The following is a 16858-nucleotide window of genomic DNA, read 5'->3' as shown; positions in this document are numbered from 1 at the left end:
CGAGGGCCGGTCCAGATATGGGCCGGCCCTTTCGTTTGCTCCGCTATGCCGGCTGCAACGCTCTGCGCGGCAGTGGCGGGAAGGCGATGGCGATGCCCGCCGCACCCAGCCCGATGAGGGCCGAACCGATGAACAGCCAATGGTAGTTGGCGTAGGCGTCGAACACCATGCCGCCGGCGAGCGGGCCGAGCGCCATGCCGAGGCTGGACAGCATGGTGGCGGCGCCGAACACGGTGCCCAGGATGCGCTGGCCGAAATATTCGCGCGCCAGCACTGCGTAGAGGGGCATGACGCCGCCATAGGTGGCGCCGAAGACGACGGCCAGCATGTAGAACTGGCCGAGCTGACTGATCGAGAGATAGGCGGCGATCACCACGGCCTGGATCAACAAGCCGGCGATCAGCACCGGCTTGACGCCAAGCCTGTCGGCGAGCACGCCGTAGAGCAGACGCCCGCCAAGCCCGGCAAGGCCCTCGACGCTGTAGATCGAGACGGCGGCCATGGGTGCCACGCCGCACAGCATGGCATAGCTGACCATGTGGAAAATCGGCCCCGAATGCGCCGCGCAGCAGGCGAAGAAGGTGAGCCCCAGCACGATGAATTGCGGCGAGCGCAGCGCTTGGCCGACGCTCAGGCCGGCGCCCTCGGCAACCGGCGAGGAGCCAGTGTCGGTCACGACAGGCTTCGGTGGCTGGCGCACCAGAAGCACCGCCGGCAGGAGCAGCACCCAAGCCATGATGCCGATGTCGAACATGGCGGTGCGCCATTCATAGGCCGAGATCAGCCAGCGGGCGAAGGGCGAGATCGTCATCGGCGCGACGCCCATGCCGGCCGAGACCAGCGACACGGCAAGGCCGCGATTGGTGTCGAACCAGCCTGTTGTAAGCGCGATCATCGGTGCGAAGAAGGCGCTGGCCGCGAGCCCGACGAGCACGCCAAAGGTGATCTGGAAGGTGACAAGCGAGCCCGCACGGCTGGCCAGCACCAAGGCCAGGCCGAGGAGCACCGCGCCGACCGTGACGACGATGCGGGCGCCGAAGCGGTCCGACAGCGCGCCCCAGGCGAAGCCGCCAAGGCCCATGACCAGGAAATTGAGCGTCATCGCGCTCGATATGCCGGCGCGTGACCAACCGGTATCGAGCGCCATCGGCTCGAGGAAGATCGCCAGCGAAAACATGGTGCCGATGGCGACACAGGACATCAGCGCGCCGGCCGCGACAATGACCCAACGATAGGAAAGGTTCATGGTTTTCTCCCATGCCGTAAGGCATTTGTTGTGCGGCAAGGCCTGACTTGGCCTGCCGCTTGCGTCCGAAGGACGCCGGCGGCGGCACCAATCCTACAATCCGGTTGCATTTTTTATCCAGTCCGGGATGGGCCATTTCCCGGCGCCTAGATCGGCAGTTCCGATGTGTATTTGATGGTCTGGCTGGGAACGTCGGTCTTGACGTTCTGCACGCCCCTGATGCGGCTGAGATGTTCCGACTGGAAGCGGCGGTAGTCGTCGATGCCGGCCGCCACCACGCGCACCATGGCGTCGCAGTCGCCGAGCATCAGATAACATTCCATCACCTGCGGCAGCTTGGCCACTTCGGTGGCGAAATGCTCGATCGTGTCTTCGTCCTGCGCTTTCAGCCAGATGCGGGTGAAGAAGGTCAGGCCCTTGCCGATGCGGGCCGGATTGAGCACTGCGACGTAGCGGTCGATGACGCCGGCCTCCTCCAGGAGCTTGACGCGGCGCAGGCACGGCGACGGCGACAGGCCGACTTCAGCGGCCAGCTCATTGTTGGCCATGCGCCCATCGCGCTGCAGCGCCCGCAGGATGCGCCTGTCGATCTCGTCAAGTTTCATGGCTCTAAATTCCGTTTATCTGTTGATTCATGGCATAAGATGCCAAAATCTGGTAAAAGACAACAATCTTCGCAACCAAATTGCGAGACCTGGCGGCTATGGTTGCCCTGACATCGGCGGCATCCAACGGAACCGGCAGAGGCGGCCGCGCGGCGCGGCCGGAGGAAGATCATGAGCATTGCAGAGACCAGATCGGCGGCGGGCGGCGGACTGAACTCCGAGTTCCGGCGCGGCGTGGCCTCCTGCGCGCCCGTGCTGTTCGGCACCATCCCTTATGCGCTGGTGCTTGGTGCACAGGCCACACAAAGGGGGCTCAGCACCGCAGAACTGTCGCTGCTGACGGGACTGAACTTCGCCGGCGGCTCGGAATTCGCGGCGATCCAGCTGTGGACGTCGCCGCCGCATGTCCTGCTCATCGTCGCCATTACCTTCCTGGTCAACAGCCGCCATCTCCTGATGGGGGCGGCACTGGCGCCGTTCCTGCGCGACCTGCCGCGGCGCAAGGCGTTTTCCGCGCTGTTCTTCATGTGCGACGAAAGCTGGGCGCTCGGCCTGGCCGACGCCAAACGGCGCGCCGCCGACGGCGTCGCGCCAGCCTTCAGCCCGCGCTACTATATGGGCGCGGCAGTGGCGATGTACCTGACCTGGGTGGCCTTCACCACAATTGGCGCCTTGCTCGGGCCGGTGCTGGGCGAAGCCGAGACCTACGGCTTCGACATGGCGTTCGCGGCCGTCTTCCTGGTACTGCTGCGCGGCATGTGGAAGGATGTTGCCGCTGCGCGGCCGTGGCTGGTCAGTCTGATCATCGCGGCGCTGACCTACCTTTTCGTTCCCGGCGCCTGGTATGTAGCGGCGGGCGCGCTGGCGGGGCTGGTCTCGGCCTGGCTGTTGTGGAGGGATGAGGCATGATCGACGCGCAGACGCTTCTCACCATCGTGCTGATGGCCGGTGTCACGTACCTCAGCCGCGTCGGCGGCTATGTCGTGCTGCGCAATCGGGTGCTCAGCGCGCGGGCAACGGCCGTGATGGAGGCGGCGCCCGGCTGCGTGCTGATCTCGGTGATCGCGCCTGCCTTCGTCTCGAAAAACCCGGCCGATCTTCTGGCTCTGGCCGTCACGCTGATTGCCGCCACGCGATTTTCGATGCTGCCGACCGTGCTGATCGGGGTCGCTTCGGCGGGACTGCTGCGGCACATCATTGGATAGGCCAAAAAAGGCAGGCGCGGGCGCCTGCCTTCGATCTGGTTGGCAATCAGAGCTTTTACGCGGCTGCCGCGACATCCCGGCTGGCAGCCACCACGGCGTCGACCTTGGCGGTTGCCTTGGCGAGCGCTTCGCTGACTGCGTCAGGACCCTTGGCGACGCCTTCGATGCGGATGACGTCGACGTCGGTCATGCCGATGAAGCCGAGCACCGAGCGCAAATAAGGAACGGCGTGATCGAACTGCACAGCCGCGCCTTCCGAGTAGATGCCGCCGGATGCCAGCACGATATAGACCTTCTTGCCGGTGACGAGGCCTTTGGGGCCATTTTCGCCGTAAGCAAAGGTTTTGCCGGATCGGGCGACATGGTCGACCCAGGACTTCAGCGTCGAGGAGATGTTGAAGTTGATGAAGCCGGTGGCCAGGATCACCGTGTCGGCGGCAAACAGTTCGTCGAGCACGGCATCCGAGACCCCGACCACTTCGGCCTGACGCGGCGTGCGGGCTTCGGCAGGGGTGTATATGCCGGTCGCATAGTCGGTATCGATATGCGGCAGCGGGTTGGCGACGAGGTCGCGCACGACAAGCGTGTTCGACGGGTCGGCGGCGAGCAGCTTCTGAGCGAATTCGGTGGCGATACGGGTCGAGTGCGAGGCCGCGCCGCGCGGGCTCGACGTGACGAGAAGAATGGACATGGTGGGTCTCTCCAGTGGAATTGGATTGTCCCGCTACATATGGGCTTTCGATCCATCAGATAAACTGGTATATTTTCTATACGATCCATCCATTAATTAGATACAATAATGCAACCCAACCCGACACTCGACCAGCTTCAGATCCTCGTGGCCGTTGCCGACACCGGAAGTTTTTCCGCTGCCGGCCGCAAGCTTAACCGGGCGCAATCCGTCATCAGCTACGGCATCGCCAATCTCGAGGCGCAGCTTGGGCTGAAGCTGTTCGAGCGCGAGGGCACGCGAGAGCCGCAGCTGACGGAGATCGGTCGGGCGATGCTGGAAGACGCGCGGCGGATGATCGGCGTGCTGCACCGCATACGCTCACGCGTCGATGGTCACCATCGGGGGCTGGAGGCGGAAGTCGCGCTGTCGGTAGATGCGGCGCTGCCTTCGCCAGTGCTGGTGCGGGTGCTCAAGGCGTTTGAGGCGCAATTTCCGACCGTGATGCTGCGCCTGCACATCGGCACACTCGGCCTAATCCCCGACCACGTTGTCGGTGGCCAGGCCGATCTCGGTATTGGCGGCCTGCTGGGCGATGTCGACGTCCACCTGGTGGGTATAGGCTTCATGTCGATAGTGCTGGCAGCCGCGCCCAGCCACCCGCTGGCGCTGCTGCCCAAACCGGTAGCGATCGAGGACGCGCGCGAACACACACAACTCGTCGTCACCGACCAGTCCGAGCGTACCAAGGGGCGCGATTTTGGCGTCTTCGCCTACCGAACCTGGCGACTGACGGACCTGCGCACCAAACATATGTTGATGCGTGAGGGGCTGGGCTGGGGCGGGCTGCCGCGTTGGCTGATCGCTGACGATCTGGCTACCGGCCGTCTCGTGGAACTCGACCTCGAGCCTTTCAGGGAGGTGCGTTCGCCGCTCTATGCCATGCACCGCGCCGACCGCAGCCCGAAGCCGGCGGCGGCCTGGCTGATCGACCAGTTCAAGCGCCAACTTGGCTGCTTCAACGAGTTCGAGCCGGGCGAGGTGCCCGACGAAGAGCCGGAAATTTCCAGCGCACAGATTTGATTCCAACCTTTGCCCTGGATCTCATCGGCGGGAAGCCTCGGATCACGCGCGGGACAACCCATCGATCAGTGCCGTGAGAACGTTGCGGTAGTCTTCGGCCGAACCGCCCGCCTCAATGGCAAGTGCCGCGCGGTCGAAGGCGGCGGCGAGCAGGGCGGTCGTCGCTTCGGCCGGAAGCTTCTTTATGGTCCGCGCCCGCATCGCCGCGACCAGCCCTTCGCGCAGCGAGCGATTGCCATGGCGGTTGTCGATGGCGTCCATTTCGGCGCGGCCGAGCACGGCCGGGCCGTCGAGCAGCAGGAGCCGCGTGCGGCCGGGCGCGCGCATGGCGGCAAGATAGGCGTCGGAGCCGGCAATGAGCGCGTCGCGGGCATTGAGCGAAGGCGGCGCTGCGCCCTCGATCTCCCGCGCCACGGCCTCTGCCTCCTGCTCGACGACGGCGCCGAACAGCGCCTGCTTGTCGGAGAAGTGGTGGTAGAGCGCGCCGCGCGTCACGCCGGCCGCGGCGACGATCTCTGGTGTGCCGGTCTCGGCGTAGGATTTTTCGATGAACAGTTTTCGCGCCGCGGCGATCAGATCGGCGCGTGTCGCCTCGGTGCGGTCACGGTTGGAACGGCGCGCTGATCTCTGTTGCATACATGCAGCCTGTATGTTAATTCAATTTACATGCAGACTGTATGTTGCTTGACGGGAGAAGGAAAGTTGAAGACGACCAGCTATTATCCGGTGCTGATGACCGGGGACGTTGCCGGCACAGCGGCGTTCTATGTCGAACATTTCGCCTTCCGGCCGCTGTTTACGAGCGACTGGTACGTGCATCTGCAATCGGTGGAGAGCAAGCGCGTCAATCTCGGTATCGTGCAAGGCGACCATGAGACGATCCCGGAAGAGGGACGGGGTCGGAGCTCGGGCCTGCTGATCAACTTCGAAGTCCGTGATCCCGATGCGGTCTATGAGCGGATCACAGCCGCCGGCCTGCCCATCCTTCGGTCCCTGCGCGACGAGCCTTTTGGCCAGCGCCATTTCATCACCAGGGATCCCAACGGCGTCCTGATCGATGTCATCAAGCCGATCCCGCCAAGCGAGGAATTCCTGGCACAGTATGCGCAGGGTGCAGTGAGCGCCTGAGTGGAAACCCTCAACCAGCCCTTGCCACTGGCGTCACTGTCACCTGGCTGACACCGGTGCGGCGCACCACCGTGCACCGCGTCTCGCGGCCGATCCGCTCGGCGTCGAGCAAACGCACCAGGTCGTCGACGCCGGTGACCGGTCGGCCGTCTATCGCGGCGACGATATCGCCTTCCCTGAGGCCGGCCCTGGCCGCAGGGCCCTCCTTCTCGACGCCGCGCAGCCGAACCGCGGTCTTGCTCGATACTTGCGACAGAAGGGCCGCGCGACGGGGCAGGTTGACGGTGTCGGCCGACACCCCGATGAAGGCGCGACGGACGCGGCCGAAACGGATGATCTCCGAAATGACGAAATTGGCGGTGTTGGAGGCGACGGCAAAGGCAATGCCTTGCGCACCATGGATCATGGCGGTGTTGACGCCGATCACCTCGCCCGCCGAGGATACCAACGGTCCGCCGGAATTGCCGGGGTTGAGCGCGGCGTCGGTCTGGATGACGTCGTCGATCAGCCGCCCGGTGGAAGCGCGCATCGAGCGGCCGAGCGCCGAGACGACGCCCGAGGTGACGGTCCATTCGAAGCCGAGCGGGTTGCCGATGGCTATGGCGATCTGGCCGCGCCGCAGGCGCTTGGAATCGCCCAGCGGAGCGACATCGGCAAAGCTGCCGTCGGCGCGCACCAGCGCTATGTCGGTGTCGGCGTCGCGGCCGAGCACGCGGCCTTCGCTGGAGGCGCCGTCGGGCATCGACACGCGCACCGTTCTGGCATCGCCGACGACGTGGAAGTTGGTGACGACGAGCCCATCATGCGCAATGACGAAGCCCGACCCATGCCCGCCCTGGCCACCGATGCGCTCGATGCGGCAGACAGCCGGGCCGATGCGGTCGACAGCATCGGCCACCGTCGTCGAGTAGGCGTCGAGCAGCGCGTCGTCGGATTGGAATTTGGCGGCAGCAACGGCCATTGGCAGGCTCCATGTTTTCAGGCGCAACGATGACTATATGTGCGGAGCGGCTTCATCCGCCGCGACCTGACCAGATGGCCAGTCGCCCGGCCGACTAGCCGTCAGGCGAGTATCTCCAAGCGCGCTGCCGCGCGATATCTGGGGCATGGATGAACCCAGGAGACTGCTATGAGCGAATTCAATCTAAGTGCCTTTTCGGAAGCCATTGCCGATCTGGCAGCCAAGGCGGCGCCGGCGACCGCGAGCTTCACCACCCACAATCATCGCACAGCGAGCGCTTTCCATTGGCGCGACGGCTACTTCGTTGCCGCCGAGGAAGCCGTCGAGGCCGGCGAGGAGATCGAGCTGACGCTGGCTTCGGGCGAGACGGTGAAGGCCGATCTTGTCGGCCGCGATCCCTCGACCGGCGTCGCCCTGCTCAAGCCGGCCGGTGCTACCAATGCCGAGCCGTTGGCCAGGGCGGATGCGGTGCGGCCCGGCAACATTGCCGTCGCCATCGGCAACAGCCGGGGTTCGGCGTTGGCAGTTTCAGGCTCGGTCGGCGAAGTCGGCCCGGCCTGGCGCTCAATGCGCGGCGGCACCATCGACCGGCGCATCAACCTGGCGGTGGGCGCCGGCGGCCGTTTCGAGGGCGGCCCGGTGCTCGATGCCAAGGGCGCGCTGATCGGCATGCTGTTGTTCGGGCCGCGCGGCCGCGCGCTGGTCATGCCTTACGAGACGATCGAGCGGGCGGTCGCGACGCTGCGAGAGAAAGGCCATGTCGCCCGCGGCTATCTCGGCGCCGGCTTGCATCCGATCCGCGACGGCGAGGCCCGCGGCGCCATCGTCATGAGCCTTGATGACAACGGTCCGGCCAAGGCCGCCGGCCTTTCCCTCGGCGACATCATCGTCGCCTGGAACGGCGAGGCGGTGAGCGGCCCGCGCGAGCTGATCCGCAGGCTCGGGCCCGACAGCGCCGGAGCTTCGGTTACGCTCGGTGTCGTGCGCGGCGGAGAACAGCGAGACGTGGCGCTGACGATCGGCGAAAAGCCGCTCAGCTGAGAGGATTAATGGACGCGATCGCGACAGGCGAGATGACGCAAAGCGGCACCGGCGAGCGGCAGCTGGTCGTGCTGGTGGCGCTCGGTGATGCCGCGCGCGCCGAGCGGCTGTCCGCGTCGCTTGCCGCGACCGACGATCTGCTGCCGGTGACGCCGGGCAGCAGCGAAGCGGTTGATGTCGCCATCGTCGACGAGACCGCCGGCCCCACGGGTGCGGGAACAGGGAAGGGCGACGCCGTTCCCGCCGCGACCGCGCGGGTGCTGTTGTCTTCGCAGGCCGGCCTGGCACGGCCGCAGGGGCAGGTGTTCGCCGTGCTGCCGACGGCGGCGGATGCAATGCTGATTGCGGCCGCCGCCAGGCTGGCGGCGGCCGGCTACCGCGTCTTTGGCGACAGCGGATCCGTTCCTGGCCGCCGCGATGATTTCCAAGGCGGCGATATTGGCGGCGACGGCCTTTTCGACGAGGAGCATCCCGACGAGCATGCCGCCCGCCCGACGCTGTCGCCGAGAGAAGCGGAAGTGCTGGCGCTGCTGGCCGAAGGCGCGCCCAACAAGGTGATCGCGCGGCGGCTCGACATTTCCGTTCATACGGCGAAGTTCCATGTCGCCGCGATTCTGATCAAATTGGGCGCTGCCAACCGCACGGATGCCATCGCCATTGCGATGCGGCAGGGGCTGGTGCTGGTCTAGGGTGCCGTCTCAGCCAGGATTTGACGATCATCGTCAAAGTCAGCGCTGCCCCTATAGCTCCAGATCATTTACAGCGGCAAGGAACGGACCCTCCGCAGCGTCACCGTCAGCCGCTGCCGCAAGCTCTTGTATCCGGGGACCGCCACAGGCAAGGATCGCGCTACGAGACAAGCAAGCGGAGGAAAAATGTCGCTCAAGGGAAAGACGCTGTTCATCTCCGGCGGGTCGCGCGGCATCGGGCTGGCGATCGCTTTGCGCGCCGCGCGCGATGGCGCCAATGTGACGATCGCGGCCAAGACCGCTGAGCCACATCCGAAGCTGCCGGGCACGATCTACACCGCCGCTGAAGAGATCGAGCAAGCCGGCGGCAAGGCGCTGCCGGTCCTGTGCGACATTCGCGAGGAGGCGCAAGTGGCCGAAGCGGTGTCGAAGACGGCCGAAAAATTCGGCGGCATCGATATCTGTGTCAACAATGCCAGCGCTATCCAGCTCACCGGGACCCTGGAAACCGACATGAAGCGTTACGACCTGATGCACCAGATCAACACGCGCGGCACGTTTCTCGTTTCCAAAATGTGCATTCCGCACCTGAAGTTGGCCGGGAATCCTCATATCTTGAATCTGGCGCCGCCGCTCGACATGAAGGCCAAGTGGTTCAAGAACCATGTCGCCTACACCATGGCCAAGTTCGGCATGTCCATGTGCACGCTGGGCATGAGCGCGGAGTTCGCCAAGGACGGCATCGCGGTCAATTCGCTGTGGCCGATCTCGACCATCGATACCGCGGCGGTGCGCAATCTTCTGGGCGGCGCGACGGTGGCCGCGATGAGCCGTTCGCCCGAAATCATGGCCGATGCCGCGCATGCCATCTTCATGCGGCCATCACGCGAAGCGACCGGCAATTTCTACATCGACGAGGAAGTGCTGCGCGCCGAGGGGATCAGCGATTTTTCGGTGTATGCGCCGGGTGCGGCCGGGCCGCTGGCCGGCGACTTTTTTGTCCCGGACGAGGTGTTTGCCAATTCCGACACGAAGATCAGGACGGCTTTCTAAAGATGTATCGAGGCGCAAATTCCGGATGGAACTCGGTTTCAGACATTCCTGGAGTTGCTCTGAGCAAAAAGCCCCGCCGGAGAGGGCCGGCGGGGCTCAGTGCGTCCCGCTGGAGTCGGGACGGGGCAGGGAACGCCCGATCCTGAATCTGGGGTAGGCCATCTCGCGATTCAATGAGCGGGACCCGACGCCAGGACAATTCTTGTTGAACTTGGGCCGTTGCCGCGATCTCGCCCATCCCGGCGAAACCGGGATGGGCTTTTTACCGATCCGATTCCAGAAGCCTGCTCAAGCGCCTGGAAATGCAGACATTTGTGGACCATGATCTTTTCCGAAAGCCGGTTTCCGGCTCCCGGATCGTGGTCAGTTGTTGCTCGCCACCGGCGCCACCAGCGAGGTGATGCGGCGGATGGCGACACGCCGGTTCTCGCGATTGGGGCCTGAGGTGTCGACCTTCAGATATTCCTCGCCATAGCCCTGCGTGGTCAGGTTTTCAGGCGGTATGCCGAAGGCGTTGGTCAGCGCTTCGGCCACCGCTTCGGCGCGGCGGTCCGACAGAGCGAGGTTCGCCTCCGGTGTGCCGACAGCGTCCGTGTGGCCTTCGATAAGGAAGGTCTCGGCCGGGTTCTTCTTCAACAGCTTCTCCATGGCCGTGGCGACACCCTCGAGCTTCTGCACCTCGGCATCGGAGATCGAGGAAGAGCCGAATTCGAAGTTCAGCGTGTCAAGATCGATGCGTCGGGCAATGTCGCGCACCCGTGCGGAACGCTTGACCTCGTTGATCGAATAGAGGCGCTGCACCTTCTCCACCGGCGGTTGCTCGAGGAAGGTATAGTAGTCGTCCGGGCTTTCGACCTCTTCGGAGTCAAGGATGTAGTCCCGGCGCGGAATGGTCAGCCGCATCGGTGGCAGGTCGTCGCCGGGATCGCGCCAATCATTATCGTCGTCGTAGCTTCGTTCGTCGACATAGCTCAACACATACTCATGACCGTCGGGCATGATGCGCGACCGCTGGATGATGTCGCCGTAGCGGTTGCGGATGGTGACGATCTGCACGCCATTGTCGCGCTCGACTGTCTCGCGCGTGCGGCCTTGCGAGAGATCCTCATAGTAGACATCCTTGGCGCCGCGGGTCAGGCGCGGGCGGTCACTGCTCTGAACGTATGTCTGATCGTTGAGCTGGATGATGACGCGATCGCCGATCTCCTTGAGCACGTCGACACCCTTGGGGCGGCGGCGGTCGCGGATGTTCTCGTCCGGTGCGCGCTCGAGGCGTTTGCCCTTCTCCTCGGTAACCGGGACGATTTTTTCCGGTTTGATCTCCTGCTGAGCAGCTCTATCGTCGGTCGGAGGCGGACCCTGGTCGACGGGAGCGACCGCGGGCTGGCGGCCCTGAGCACCGCCCTGCCGGGCGTTTTGCCCACCATTCTGCTGCTCGCCATTTTGCTGCTCGCCATTCTGGTTGGCGGGGTTCCTGCTGGCCTGGCCGTTCTCGCCGCGGCCGCGGCGTCGGGCATCCTTCTGGCTGTCGAGAATGGGGGCAGCGTTCTTGTCGGCGGGCGTCTCGGCCTGCTCGGGGTTTTGCCCCTGGACAGGCGCGGCCTTGCCGGCACTGGGCTGTTCACCCGTGGCCGGCTGCTCGCCCGTTGCAGGCTGCCTGCCGGTTTGCTGTTGTTCGCCATTGGCCGGCTGCTGTTCGCCATTCGCCGGCTGCTCGCTAGCCGGTTGTCTGGCGTTCTTTTTCCTCTTGTCCTGGGGTTGTTCGCCCTGGGCTGCCGGCCTCTCGCCTGAGGGTGCCGGTTCTGCCTTGGGTGCTTCTGCGGCAGGTGCTTCCTTCGGTGTCGGCACGGCGCTGGGCTCGGCCTGCTGCTCCTGTTTGCGCTTCTTGCGCTGGTTGTCGTTGGCAGGTTCCGTTTGGCCCGCCGGTGCCTGTTCGGTCTGCTGTTGTTGGTCGCGCTTCTTCCTGCGCGGCTGCTGTTCCTCGGTGGCGGGTGCTGCCTCACCGGCTGGCGCCTGCTCGGTCTGCTGCTGCTGGTCGCGCTTCTTCCTGCGCGGCTGCTGTTCCTCGACGGCGGGCGCGGCTTCACCGGCGGGCGCCTGCTCGACCTGCTGCTGGTCGCGCTTCTTCCTGCGTGGCTGTTGTTCCTCGGCAGCTGGTGCGGCCTGCTGCGCGGGGGCCTGTTCGGTCTGCTGTTGCTGATCGCGCTTCTTCCTGCGCGGTTGTTGTTCCTCGACGGCGGGCGCGGCTTCACCAGCGGGCGCCTGCTCGACCTGCTGCTGATCGCGCTTCTTCCTGCGTGGCTGTTGTTCCTCGGCGGCTGGCGCGGGCTGCTGTGCGGGTGCCTGTTCGCTCTGCTGTTGTTGCTGATCGCGCTTCTTCTTGCGTAGCAGTTCCTGGTCGCTCTGCTGTGCATCGTCAGTCTGGGTGTCCTGGGCCAGGACCAGCGGCATTGCGCTGTCTCGCATGGGGCCGAACGCGGCACTTCCCTGAAGCGGGGATGCGCCCAACGGCGCGGATGCCATCAGCAGGCCGAGTGCGGTGCCTGCCAGAATCCGTGGTTGGCGTTTCATCGAAATTCTCCTTGTGGGGTCCCATCCTTGCCGAAACCGATTTTAACGAAATTGGTTCCGGCGGCTCATGGTTAGGGACCGTACGGGGCGATTGGCCGGCCTTTTGAAGGCAACTTCATGTCTTTCGACGGGGGTGCCGCCCCATTCCAGCCTTTGCCCTGCTTGACCTTCGCGGCGGCTGGGGCCACATGCCGGAGATGGAAACGCCGTTCTGGAAAACAAAGACGCTGGAAGCAATGAGCCCGGCCGAGTGGGAATCGCTCTGCGACGGCTGCGGCAAATGCTGCCTGTCGAAGCTCGAGGACGAGGATACTGGCGACATCTACTGGACCAGCGTCGGCTGCCGCCTGTTCGACGCGCAGACATGCCGCTGTTCGGACTATCACAACCGGCTGGCGCGCGTTCCCGATTGCGTCGGGCTGACGCCGCAAAATGTACGCACCATCAGTTGGCTGCCCAGCACCTGCGCCTACCGGCTGGTCGCGGAGGGGCACGATCTCTACTGGTGGCACCGTCTGGTGTCGGGCAGTGCCGAGACGGTGCATGAGGCCGGCATGTCGATGCGCGGCCGGGTCAAGGCCAACGAGACGGATCTGGCCGATGCGGAGGATTATTTCGACTATATGCTTGACGACGAGCCATAAGCTCGCATCGGGACGAGGAACCATAGCTCGCATCGGGATGACGAGCCCTGAGGCCGTGTCCGTAAGGGCGCGCAGGAACCAGGAACCATGCGAGACGTTTGGGGCACATTGTTGGAAAACCCGTAGAAGCTTCCTTTTTCCGCCACATGAACCGCCGATGAACGGCAGGTTCGTAAATAGTTCAGACAGGCGGGTGCATTCTCCCATCATCGATTTCAAGAGGACGGGCGAGAGCCCGCAACAAGGAGAGAAGACCATGTTCAACTCGGTGAAAACGGCAGCCCTTTCGGCCCTCGTCGGCCTCGGCACGCTGGCGGCCGTTCCCGCCCATGCCGACAGCCTTTACCTGGGCTTCGGCAACAACAACGATCCGCGCTTCGGCGTCTATGCCGGCGATGACGGCTATCGCCACCGCCGCGATGAACGCCGCGACGACTGGCGCCGCGGCTGTTCGCCCGACTGGGCCCTGAACAAGGCCGAACGCATGGGGCTGCACCGTGCCCGCGTCGTCGACGTCAGCCGCCGCACGGTCAAGGTGATGGGCCGCCAGTATGGCGACCGCGTCGTCATCGTGTTCGCCAATGAGCGTGGTTGCCCGATCATCAACCGCTGAGCCTCTTAAGGCGCGACCTTCTGCGAGGGTTGGTAGCGGCATGATCTTCTGCGGGGTCAGTCGCAGACACCACCCTCTGCGAAGATCCGTCTGGAGACATGATCCTTTCAGGATCAGTCTGGAGACACGACCTTCTGCGAAGGTCGGTCTGGAGTAGTGGAGCCGCTTTCCTTCGGGAAGAATGCGGCTCAAAAAACCCGCGGGAGCGATCCCGCGGGTTTTTCATGCACCACGGCGGACGGTTCAGGGTCGGGCTCGGCCATGGACCATCGAAGACGCTTATTTCAGTTCGAAGGTAACGGTGACCTGGACATTGTAGGCGTTCTCGCCGGCCTGCACCGGAGCAGCACCGACGGCCGCGTCGAAGGCCTTGGCGTTGATCGGCATCGGTGGCGGCGCGATGTTCTGGTCAGTGATTTCGATCACCCGGCCTATGCTGACGCCGGCGGCTTCCGCCAGCGTCTTGGCCTTGGCCATGGCATCGGCCACCGCCTTTTTGCGCGCTTCGGTGACGGTGGCAGCCGGATTGTCGTTGGTGAAGACGATGCCGCCGCCCTGGTTGACGCCCAGCGATACCGCCTTGTCGAGGATCTCGCCGGTCTTGTCGACATCGCGCACGCGCACCGACAGCGTGTTGGTTACCTGGTAGGCAATCAATTCGGCCTCCTGGCCGCCGTCGGGCTTGTTTGTGTAGTTATAGCGCGGATTGATCTGGATGCCCGCGGTCTGGAGGTCGCGGTCCTTGATGCCGGCCGACTTCATCGCGGCGATCACGGCCGCCATGGCGTCGTTGTTGGCATCCAGTGCGGCGCGCGCCGTCTTGGCTTCGCGCATGACGCTGAGCGTCAGGACCGCCAGGTCGGGCGCTACGGTCGCCGCCCCTTCGCCCGAAACCACGATACGGGGCGGTGTCGGCGACTCAGCGGCCGCGGCCAGCGCCGGAAAGGCGATGGCGGCGGCGAGTGCGAGGGGCAAAAGAGGTCTGGTCATGAAATCTCCTCGGGTAAGCATATCCGCGCCCAGCGGGCGCACGCGGCTCCTTATGGCGCGATTATGGGCTGATTTGGACGATTGTGACCAGCGGTCCCGGAAAGCCTTGTGCCGCGATGCGAAAAACATTAATCCAGCCCGCGTGGGGCCTGTAGCTCAATGGTTAGAGCCGGCGGCTCATAACCGCTTGGTTGGGGGTTCGAGTCCCTCCGGGCCCACCATCGTCCTCTAGACCCCTTGTAAATCCTACAAACTGCTGTTTCCAAGCGCTTTCCGCCCTGTATGGTTCCAACATTGGCTCCAACATTTGGGTGGTTTTGGTTGGCAAAAGTCGCTGGTCTGATAAGAAAGAAGAGCGCCTATTTTTACGTGCGCAGGATATCCTTGTGTTGAAGCCGCTAACCGCGCGGCGGGAAGGGATCGTTGCCGTAAGAGTTCGAGTCGCGGATCTGCCCGTTGGGGCGATGGATCACCACCTCGCTGTGCTGGTTGATGGCGATGTCTCTTGCCGAGGCGACCGCACCGGCTTGGGTCGGATGAAGCGAAGTGGCGCGGTTATTGCCGGCGCCGAGCACCGCCCACTGACCGTCGCGAGGTACGACATGCTGATTTTTGCCCATGAAAGTCTCCGTTAAGGTTCGTTTGTCCGTCGGCAGGCAGCAGCGGTGCGCCATCATGTGCTCGGAAACGCTTTGGTGGCGCTGCCACAGGAGAATCGTCGCGAATTATCTGATCAGTCGTGGCGAGTCCGCGCCGCCGCGGCATCGGAGACGCGCAAGGTCGGGTGTGTGAGGCGGATGTTCGGCTTGCGCCGGGTTTTGTGCAGTCCTGCATTTGAATAGACGTGCTTTGCCTGCACCAGCCGCCCATCAGGGTGCGGAACTGAGCCAATTCATGAAACCTTGCTGGAAGCGCCGAGGCACTTCGGCCTCTGGCACGTTCCACGAATTGAAGAGACGCTTGCCTGCTTCGGGTCACTGCACGAGCATGCTCGCATCGGTGTGGAGGTCCGATCGACCAGCCGGGCATACTACCAACCGATGCTAGGGATAGCGTCCAAAAAAGCGCCTAAGTTCGAAGTGCTACTGCATCTCTCCACTTCCGCGACTATGTGAGAAGGATTCAATCTCCTCCAAATCAATCCTGCCATCGCCGTTCTCGTCGACGACGTCAAATATCCTCCCGATCACATCCTGGATCTCGCTCTGCGAAAGTGCTCCATCGCCGTCGGCGTCCATTATCGCAAACATTATTTTCATCCTGGCCGCGTGCATCATGCGAGGCCCCATGCGATCAGGCTTTCGAGCTATCCTGTCCCCATCGTGCGGCCCTTGCCCTGTGTCCCGGTGCCAATCTTGCCGATGCGGAGGCCTTTCTTCGGGGCCGCGATCTCCCTGCAGCTTGTCCTGTAACATCTCGTCCATCATCTGCCGCATCATCTCACGCGTCTGGTCTTCTGTCTGTTTGTTAGGGCCTGGCAGTGGTGTGGATCCAGACTGCTGCGGCGGCGGCTTAAGCTCCGGTGTCCCACTCGTCTGGGCCAGCGCCGGCAAGCTTAACATGACCAAAGCAGCGGCAGCTGCCGTCGTCCCACATTGTACTTTCATCGGATTTTCCTTCCTTGAATGGCCATGCCAAACTTCGGCATTCACGGCCAAACTTGCTCCTCAGACTTTGGTTCCGGATGCAAGCTGCACAATAGAAGCTCAAATCGTGAGGTTCGGCAGCTGAAGTACGATGCAGCGATGTCGAGCGACAACATCTTCGGTCATTTGATGGGCCGCCTCGCTCACGGCTGCGGGGTACTCACCGTTTGGCGGGCGCCGACGACGCAAACCGCCGCCGAACTGGAAGCGATTGCATCTTCACACGGCTGGACGCCCGAACCCGTGTTGAGGAACTGTCGGCTTCGGAGACTGTCAGTGGCGCGGCCATCAGACGATTTCCAGACTGCCGACCTTCGCTTGGGTGAGACGCGTAAAGGCTATCGAACGCGCAATCGAGGAACACAAACCACGGTGATCGTTGCTGCCGAAATGGTGAGATAGAGAATGCTCGCAGGCTGCTCCTAAAAAGATGATCGAACGCCGCTTGGAATGGAACATGCGCTCCCACCACTGCTTGGCGCTCCGCCGGCATGCATTGTAGAGCTTGGCACAACGGGAACCTGCGTTGCAGTCGAAAGTTCTTGATGATGGCAACTCGCCCGATCACGAGCGTGCTCACCTCAATTGGCACGTTGACCTCTCGGCCGGCAGCATTCCTGGTGCTGCTGGCTTACGCGGCCCTTTGGCTATTTCTCGACAGGGCGAGTTTGAACTGGCACGGCGCGGCGACCCTGTTCACCTGGGCCATGACA

19 protein-coding genes, 1 tRNA gene and 1 pseudogene are annotated in these 16858 nt (G+C 63.8%); 12 read left to right on the top strand and 9 right to left on the bottom strand.

Translation table 11 applies throughout. The features are described from left to right. Positions 1-43: 43 nt before the first annotated feature. Together FJ986_RS21055 and FJ986_RS21050 are read right to left on the bottom strand one after the other, a co-directional pair. Positions 44-1246: an MFS transporter gene (locus FJ986_RS21055; protein WP_140495906.1), complete on the bottom strand. Its 1203-nt coding sequence runs from the start codon at positions 1244-1246 to the stop codon at positions 44-46. A 146-nt stretch (positions 1247-1392) separates the two neighbouring features. After that, positions 1393-1851 carry an Lrp/AsnC family transcriptional regulator gene (locus tag FJ986_RS21050; RefSeq protein WP_140524836.1) on the bottom strand — a complete coding sequence of 153 codons (459 nt, stop codon included), beginning with the start codon at positions 1849-1851 and terminating at the stop codon, positions 1393-1395. 171 nt (positions 1852-2022) lie between these two features. On the opposite strand from FJ986_RS21050, the gene FJ986_RS21045 reads away from it, so the two are divergent. Both FJ986_RS21045 and FJ986_RS21040 read left to right on the top strand, forming a co-directional pair. Further along, a complete protein-coding gene (locus FJ986_RS21045; protein WP_140555975.1) occupies positions 2023-2760 on the top strand; it encodes an AzlC family ABC transporter permease in 738 nt (245 codons plus the stop codon). Then, positions 2757-3056: an AzlD family protein gene (locus FJ986_RS21040; protein ID WP_140495903.1), complete on the top strand. Its 300-nt coding sequence runs from the start codon at positions 2757-2759 to the stop codon at positions 3054-3056. The genes FJ986_RS21045 and FJ986_RS21040 overlap by 4 nt, the downstream gene beginning before the upstream one ends. Before the next feature lie 55 nt (positions 3057-3111). On the opposite strand, the gene FJ986_RS21035 is transcribed toward FJ986_RS21040, so the two are convergent. After that, complete coding sequence (locus FJ986_RS21035) at positions 3112-3747, bottom strand: FMN-dependent NADH-azoreductase (protein WP_140495902.1); 636 nt, start codon at positions 3745-3747, stop codon at positions 3112-3114. A 108-nt stretch (positions 3748-3855) separates the two neighbouring features. Between FJ986_RS21035 and FJ986_RS21030 the strand changes: the two genes are divergently transcribed. Beyond that, on the top strand, positions 3856-4809 hold the full coding sequence (locus FJ986_RS21030; protein WP_140581999.1) for a LysR family transcriptional regulator: 954 nt from the start codon (positions 3856-3858) through the stop codon (positions 4807-4809). A 42-nt stretch (positions 4810-4851) separates the two neighbouring features. On the opposite strand, the gene FJ986_RS21025 is transcribed toward FJ986_RS21030, so the two are convergent. After that, entirely contained in the window at positions 4852-5445 is a 594-nt protein-coding gene (locus tag FJ986_RS21025) for a TetR/AcrR family transcriptional regulator (RefSeq protein WP_140675499.1), read from the bottom strand. 66 nt (positions 5446-5511) lie between these two features. Between FJ986_RS21025 and FJ986_RS21020 the strand changes: the two genes are divergently transcribed. Next, positions 5512-5937 carry a VOC family protein gene (locus FJ986_RS21020; protein WP_140495899.1) on the top strand — a complete coding sequence of 142 codons (426 nt, stop codon included), beginning with the start codon at positions 5512-5514 and terminating at the stop codon, positions 5935-5937. A 10-nt stretch (positions 5938-5947) separates the two neighbouring features. Here FJ986_RS21020 and FJ986_RS21015 read toward each other — a convergent pair whose 3' ends face one another. Further along, positions 5948-6898 carry a trypsin-like peptidase domain-containing protein gene (locus FJ986_RS21015; protein ID WP_140675495.1) on the bottom strand — a complete coding sequence of 317 codons (951 nt, stop codon included), beginning with the start codon at positions 6896-6898 and terminating at the stop codon, positions 5948-5950. 168 nt (positions 6899-7066) lie between these two features. On the opposite strand from FJ986_RS21015, the gene FJ986_RS21010 reads away from it, so the two are divergent. The 3 genes from FJ986_RS21010 (at position 7067) to FJ986_RS21000 (ending at position 9681) form a co-directional block, all read left to right on the top strand. After that, positions 7067-7939 (top strand): S1C family serine protease, encoded by an 873-nt coding sequence (locus FJ986_RS21010; RefSeq protein ID WP_140675492.1) that lies wholly within the window; start codon positions 7067-7069, stop codon positions 7937-7939. Positions 7940-7947: 8 nt separating this feature from the next. Further along, positions 7948-8628 carry a helix-turn-helix transcriptional regulator gene (locus FJ986_RS21005; protein WP_140675489.1) on the top strand — a complete coding sequence of 227 codons (681 nt, stop codon included), beginning with the start codon at positions 7948-7950 and terminating at the stop codon, positions 8626-8628. Positions 8629-8814: 186 nt separating this feature from the next. After that, positions 8815-9681, top strand: coding sequence for an NAD(P)-dependent oxidoreductase (locus FJ986_RS21000; protein ID WP_140675486.1), 867 nt, complete (start codon positions 8815-8817; stop codon positions 9679-9681). A 363-nt stretch (positions 9682-10044) separates the two neighbouring features. Here FJ986_RS21000 and FJ986_RS20995 read toward each other — a convergent pair whose 3' ends face one another. Next, positions 10045-11529, bottom strand: a complete 1485-nt coding sequence (locus FJ986_RS20995) for an OmpA family protein (RefSeq protein ID WP_224684773.1) — start codon at positions 11527-11529, stop codon at positions 10045-10047. Positions 11530-11628: 99 nt separating this feature from the next. Here FJ986_RS20995 and FJ986_RS30975 point away from each other — a divergent pair, with 99 nt between their 5' ends. From FJ986_RS30975 to FJ986_RS20985, 3 genes are all read left to right on the top strand, one after another. Further along, entirely contained in the window at positions 11629-12069 is a 441-nt protein-coding gene (locus FJ986_RS30975; protein WP_246681814.1) for a hypothetical protein, read from the top strand. 380 nt (positions 12070-12449) lie between these two features. Continuing rightward, a complete protein-coding gene (locus FJ986_RS20990; protein ID WP_140675674.1) occupies positions 12450-12896 on the top strand; it encodes a YcgN family cysteine cluster protein in 447 nt (148 codons plus the stop codon). Positions 12897-13152: 256 nt separating this feature from the next. Continuing rightward, on the top strand, positions 13153-13509 hold the full coding sequence (locus FJ986_RS20985) for a hypothetical protein (RefSeq protein ID WP_140516721.1): 357 nt from the start codon (positions 13153-13155) through the stop codon (positions 13507-13509). 279 nt (positions 13510-13788) lie between these two features. Here the strand turns inward: FJ986_RS20985 and FJ986_RS20980 are convergent, their stop codons facing one another. Continuing rightward, positions 13789-14499 (bottom strand): SIMPL domain-containing protein, encoded by a 711-nt coding sequence (locus tag FJ986_RS20980; protein WP_140524832.1) that lies wholly within the window; start codon positions 14497-14499, stop codon positions 13789-13791. 145 nt (positions 14500-14644) lie between these two features. Between FJ986_RS20980 and FJ986_RS20975 the strand changes: the two genes are divergently transcribed. Further along, positions 14645-14720, top strand: a tRNA-Ile gene (locus FJ986_RS20975). Between the two features lie 177 nt (positions 14721-14897). Here FJ986_RS20975 and FJ986_RS20970 read toward each other — a convergent pair. After that, positions 14898-15119 (bottom strand): DUF2188 domain-containing protein, encoded by a 222-nt coding sequence (locus tag FJ986_RS20970; RefSeq protein WP_140495891.1) that lies wholly within the window; start codon positions 15117-15119, stop codon positions 14898-14900. Between the two features lie 25 nt (positions 15120-15144). Here FJ986_RS20970 and FJ986_RS30970 point away from each other — a divergent pair. Then, positions 15145-15249, top strand: a pseudogene (locus tag FJ986_RS30970) (DUF488 family protein); the annotation flags it as partial. Between the two features lie 332 nt (positions 15250-15581). On the opposite strand, the gene FJ986_RS20960 reads toward FJ986_RS30970, so the two are convergent. Further along, positions 15582-16151: an EF-hand domain-containing protein gene (locus FJ986_RS20960; RefSeq protein WP_246681816.1), complete on the bottom strand. Its 570-nt coding sequence runs from the start codon at positions 16149-16151 to the stop codon at positions 15582-15584. Positions 16152-16858 lie beyond the last annotated feature (707 nt).

It is taken from the genome of Mesorhizobium sp. B1-1-1 (assembly GCF_006442955.1).
Classification (GTDB): domain Bacteria; phylum Pseudomonadota; class Alphaproteobacteria; order Rhizobiales; family Rhizobiaceae; genus Mesorhizobium.
The sequence above is the reverse complement of the archived record's forward strand: the minus strand, read 5'-3'. Positions and strand labels throughout refer to the sequence as shown.

What these genes read in the sequence shown, in the direction of transcription:
- FJ986_RS20990 (WP_140675674.1), top strand. Translation starts at nt 12,450, where the DNA reads ATGGAAACGCCGTTCTGGAAAACAAAGACGCTGGAAGCAATGAGCCCG.
- FJ986_RS20970 (WP_140495891.1), bottom strand. Translation starts at nt 15,119, where the DNA reads ATGGGCAAAAATCAGCATGTCGTACCTCGCGACGGTCAGTGGGCGGTG.
- FJ986_RS21040 (WP_140495903.1), top strand. Translation starts at nt 2,757, where the DNA reads ATGATCGACGCGCAGACGCTTCTCACCATCGTGCTGATGGCCGGTGTC.
- FJ986_RS21045 (WP_140555975.1), top strand. Translation starts at nt 2,023, where the DNA reads ATGAGCATTGCAGAGACCAGATCGGCGGCGGGCGGCGGACTGAACTCC.
- FJ986_RS21055 (WP_140495906.1), bottom strand. Translation starts at nt 1,246, where the DNA reads ATGAACCTTTCCTATCGTTGGGTCATTGTCGCGGCCGGCGCGCTGATG.
- FJ986_RS20985 (WP_140516721.1), top strand. Translation starts at nt 13,153, where the DNA reads ATGTTCAACTCGGTGAAAACGGCAGCCCTTTCGGCCCTCGTCGGCCTC.
- FJ986_RS21015 (WP_140675495.1), bottom strand. Translation starts at nt 6,898, where the DNA reads ATGGCCGTTGCTGCCGCCAAATTCCAATCCGACGACGCGCTGCTCGAC.
- FJ986_RS21035 (WP_140495902.1), bottom strand. Translation starts at nt 3,747, where the DNA reads ATGTCCATTCTTCTCGTCACGTCGAGCCCGCGCGGCGCGGCCTCGCAC.
- FJ986_RS21030 (WP_140581999.1), top strand. Translation starts at nt 3,856, where the DNA reads ATGCAACCCAACCCGACACTCGACCAGCTTCAGATCCTCGTGGCCGTT.
- FJ986_RS21025 (WP_140675499.1), bottom strand. Translation starts at nt 5,445, where the DNA reads ATGCAACAGAGATCAGCGCGCCGTTCCAACCGTGACCGCACCGAGGCG.
- FJ986_RS21050 (WP_140524836.1), bottom strand. Translation starts at nt 1,851, where the DNA reads ATGAAACTTGACGAGATCGACAGGCGCATCCTGCGGGCGCTGCAGCGC.
- FJ986_RS21000 (WP_140675486.1), top strand. Translation starts at nt 8,815, where the DNA reads ATGTCGCTCAAGGGAAAGACGCTGTTCATCTCCGGCGGGTCGCGCGGC.
- FJ986_RS21005 (WP_140675489.1), top strand. Translation starts at nt 7,948, where the DNA reads ATGGACGCGATCGCGACAGGCGAGATGACGCAAAGCGGCACCGGCGAG.
- FJ986_RS21010 (WP_140675492.1), top strand. Translation starts at nt 7,067, where the DNA reads ATGAGCGAATTCAATCTAAGTGCCTTTTCGGAAGCCATTGCCGATCTG.
- FJ986_RS20980 (WP_140524832.1), bottom strand. Translation starts at nt 14,499, where the DNA reads ATGACCAGACCTCTTTTGCCCCTCGCACTCGCCGCCGCCATCGCCTTT.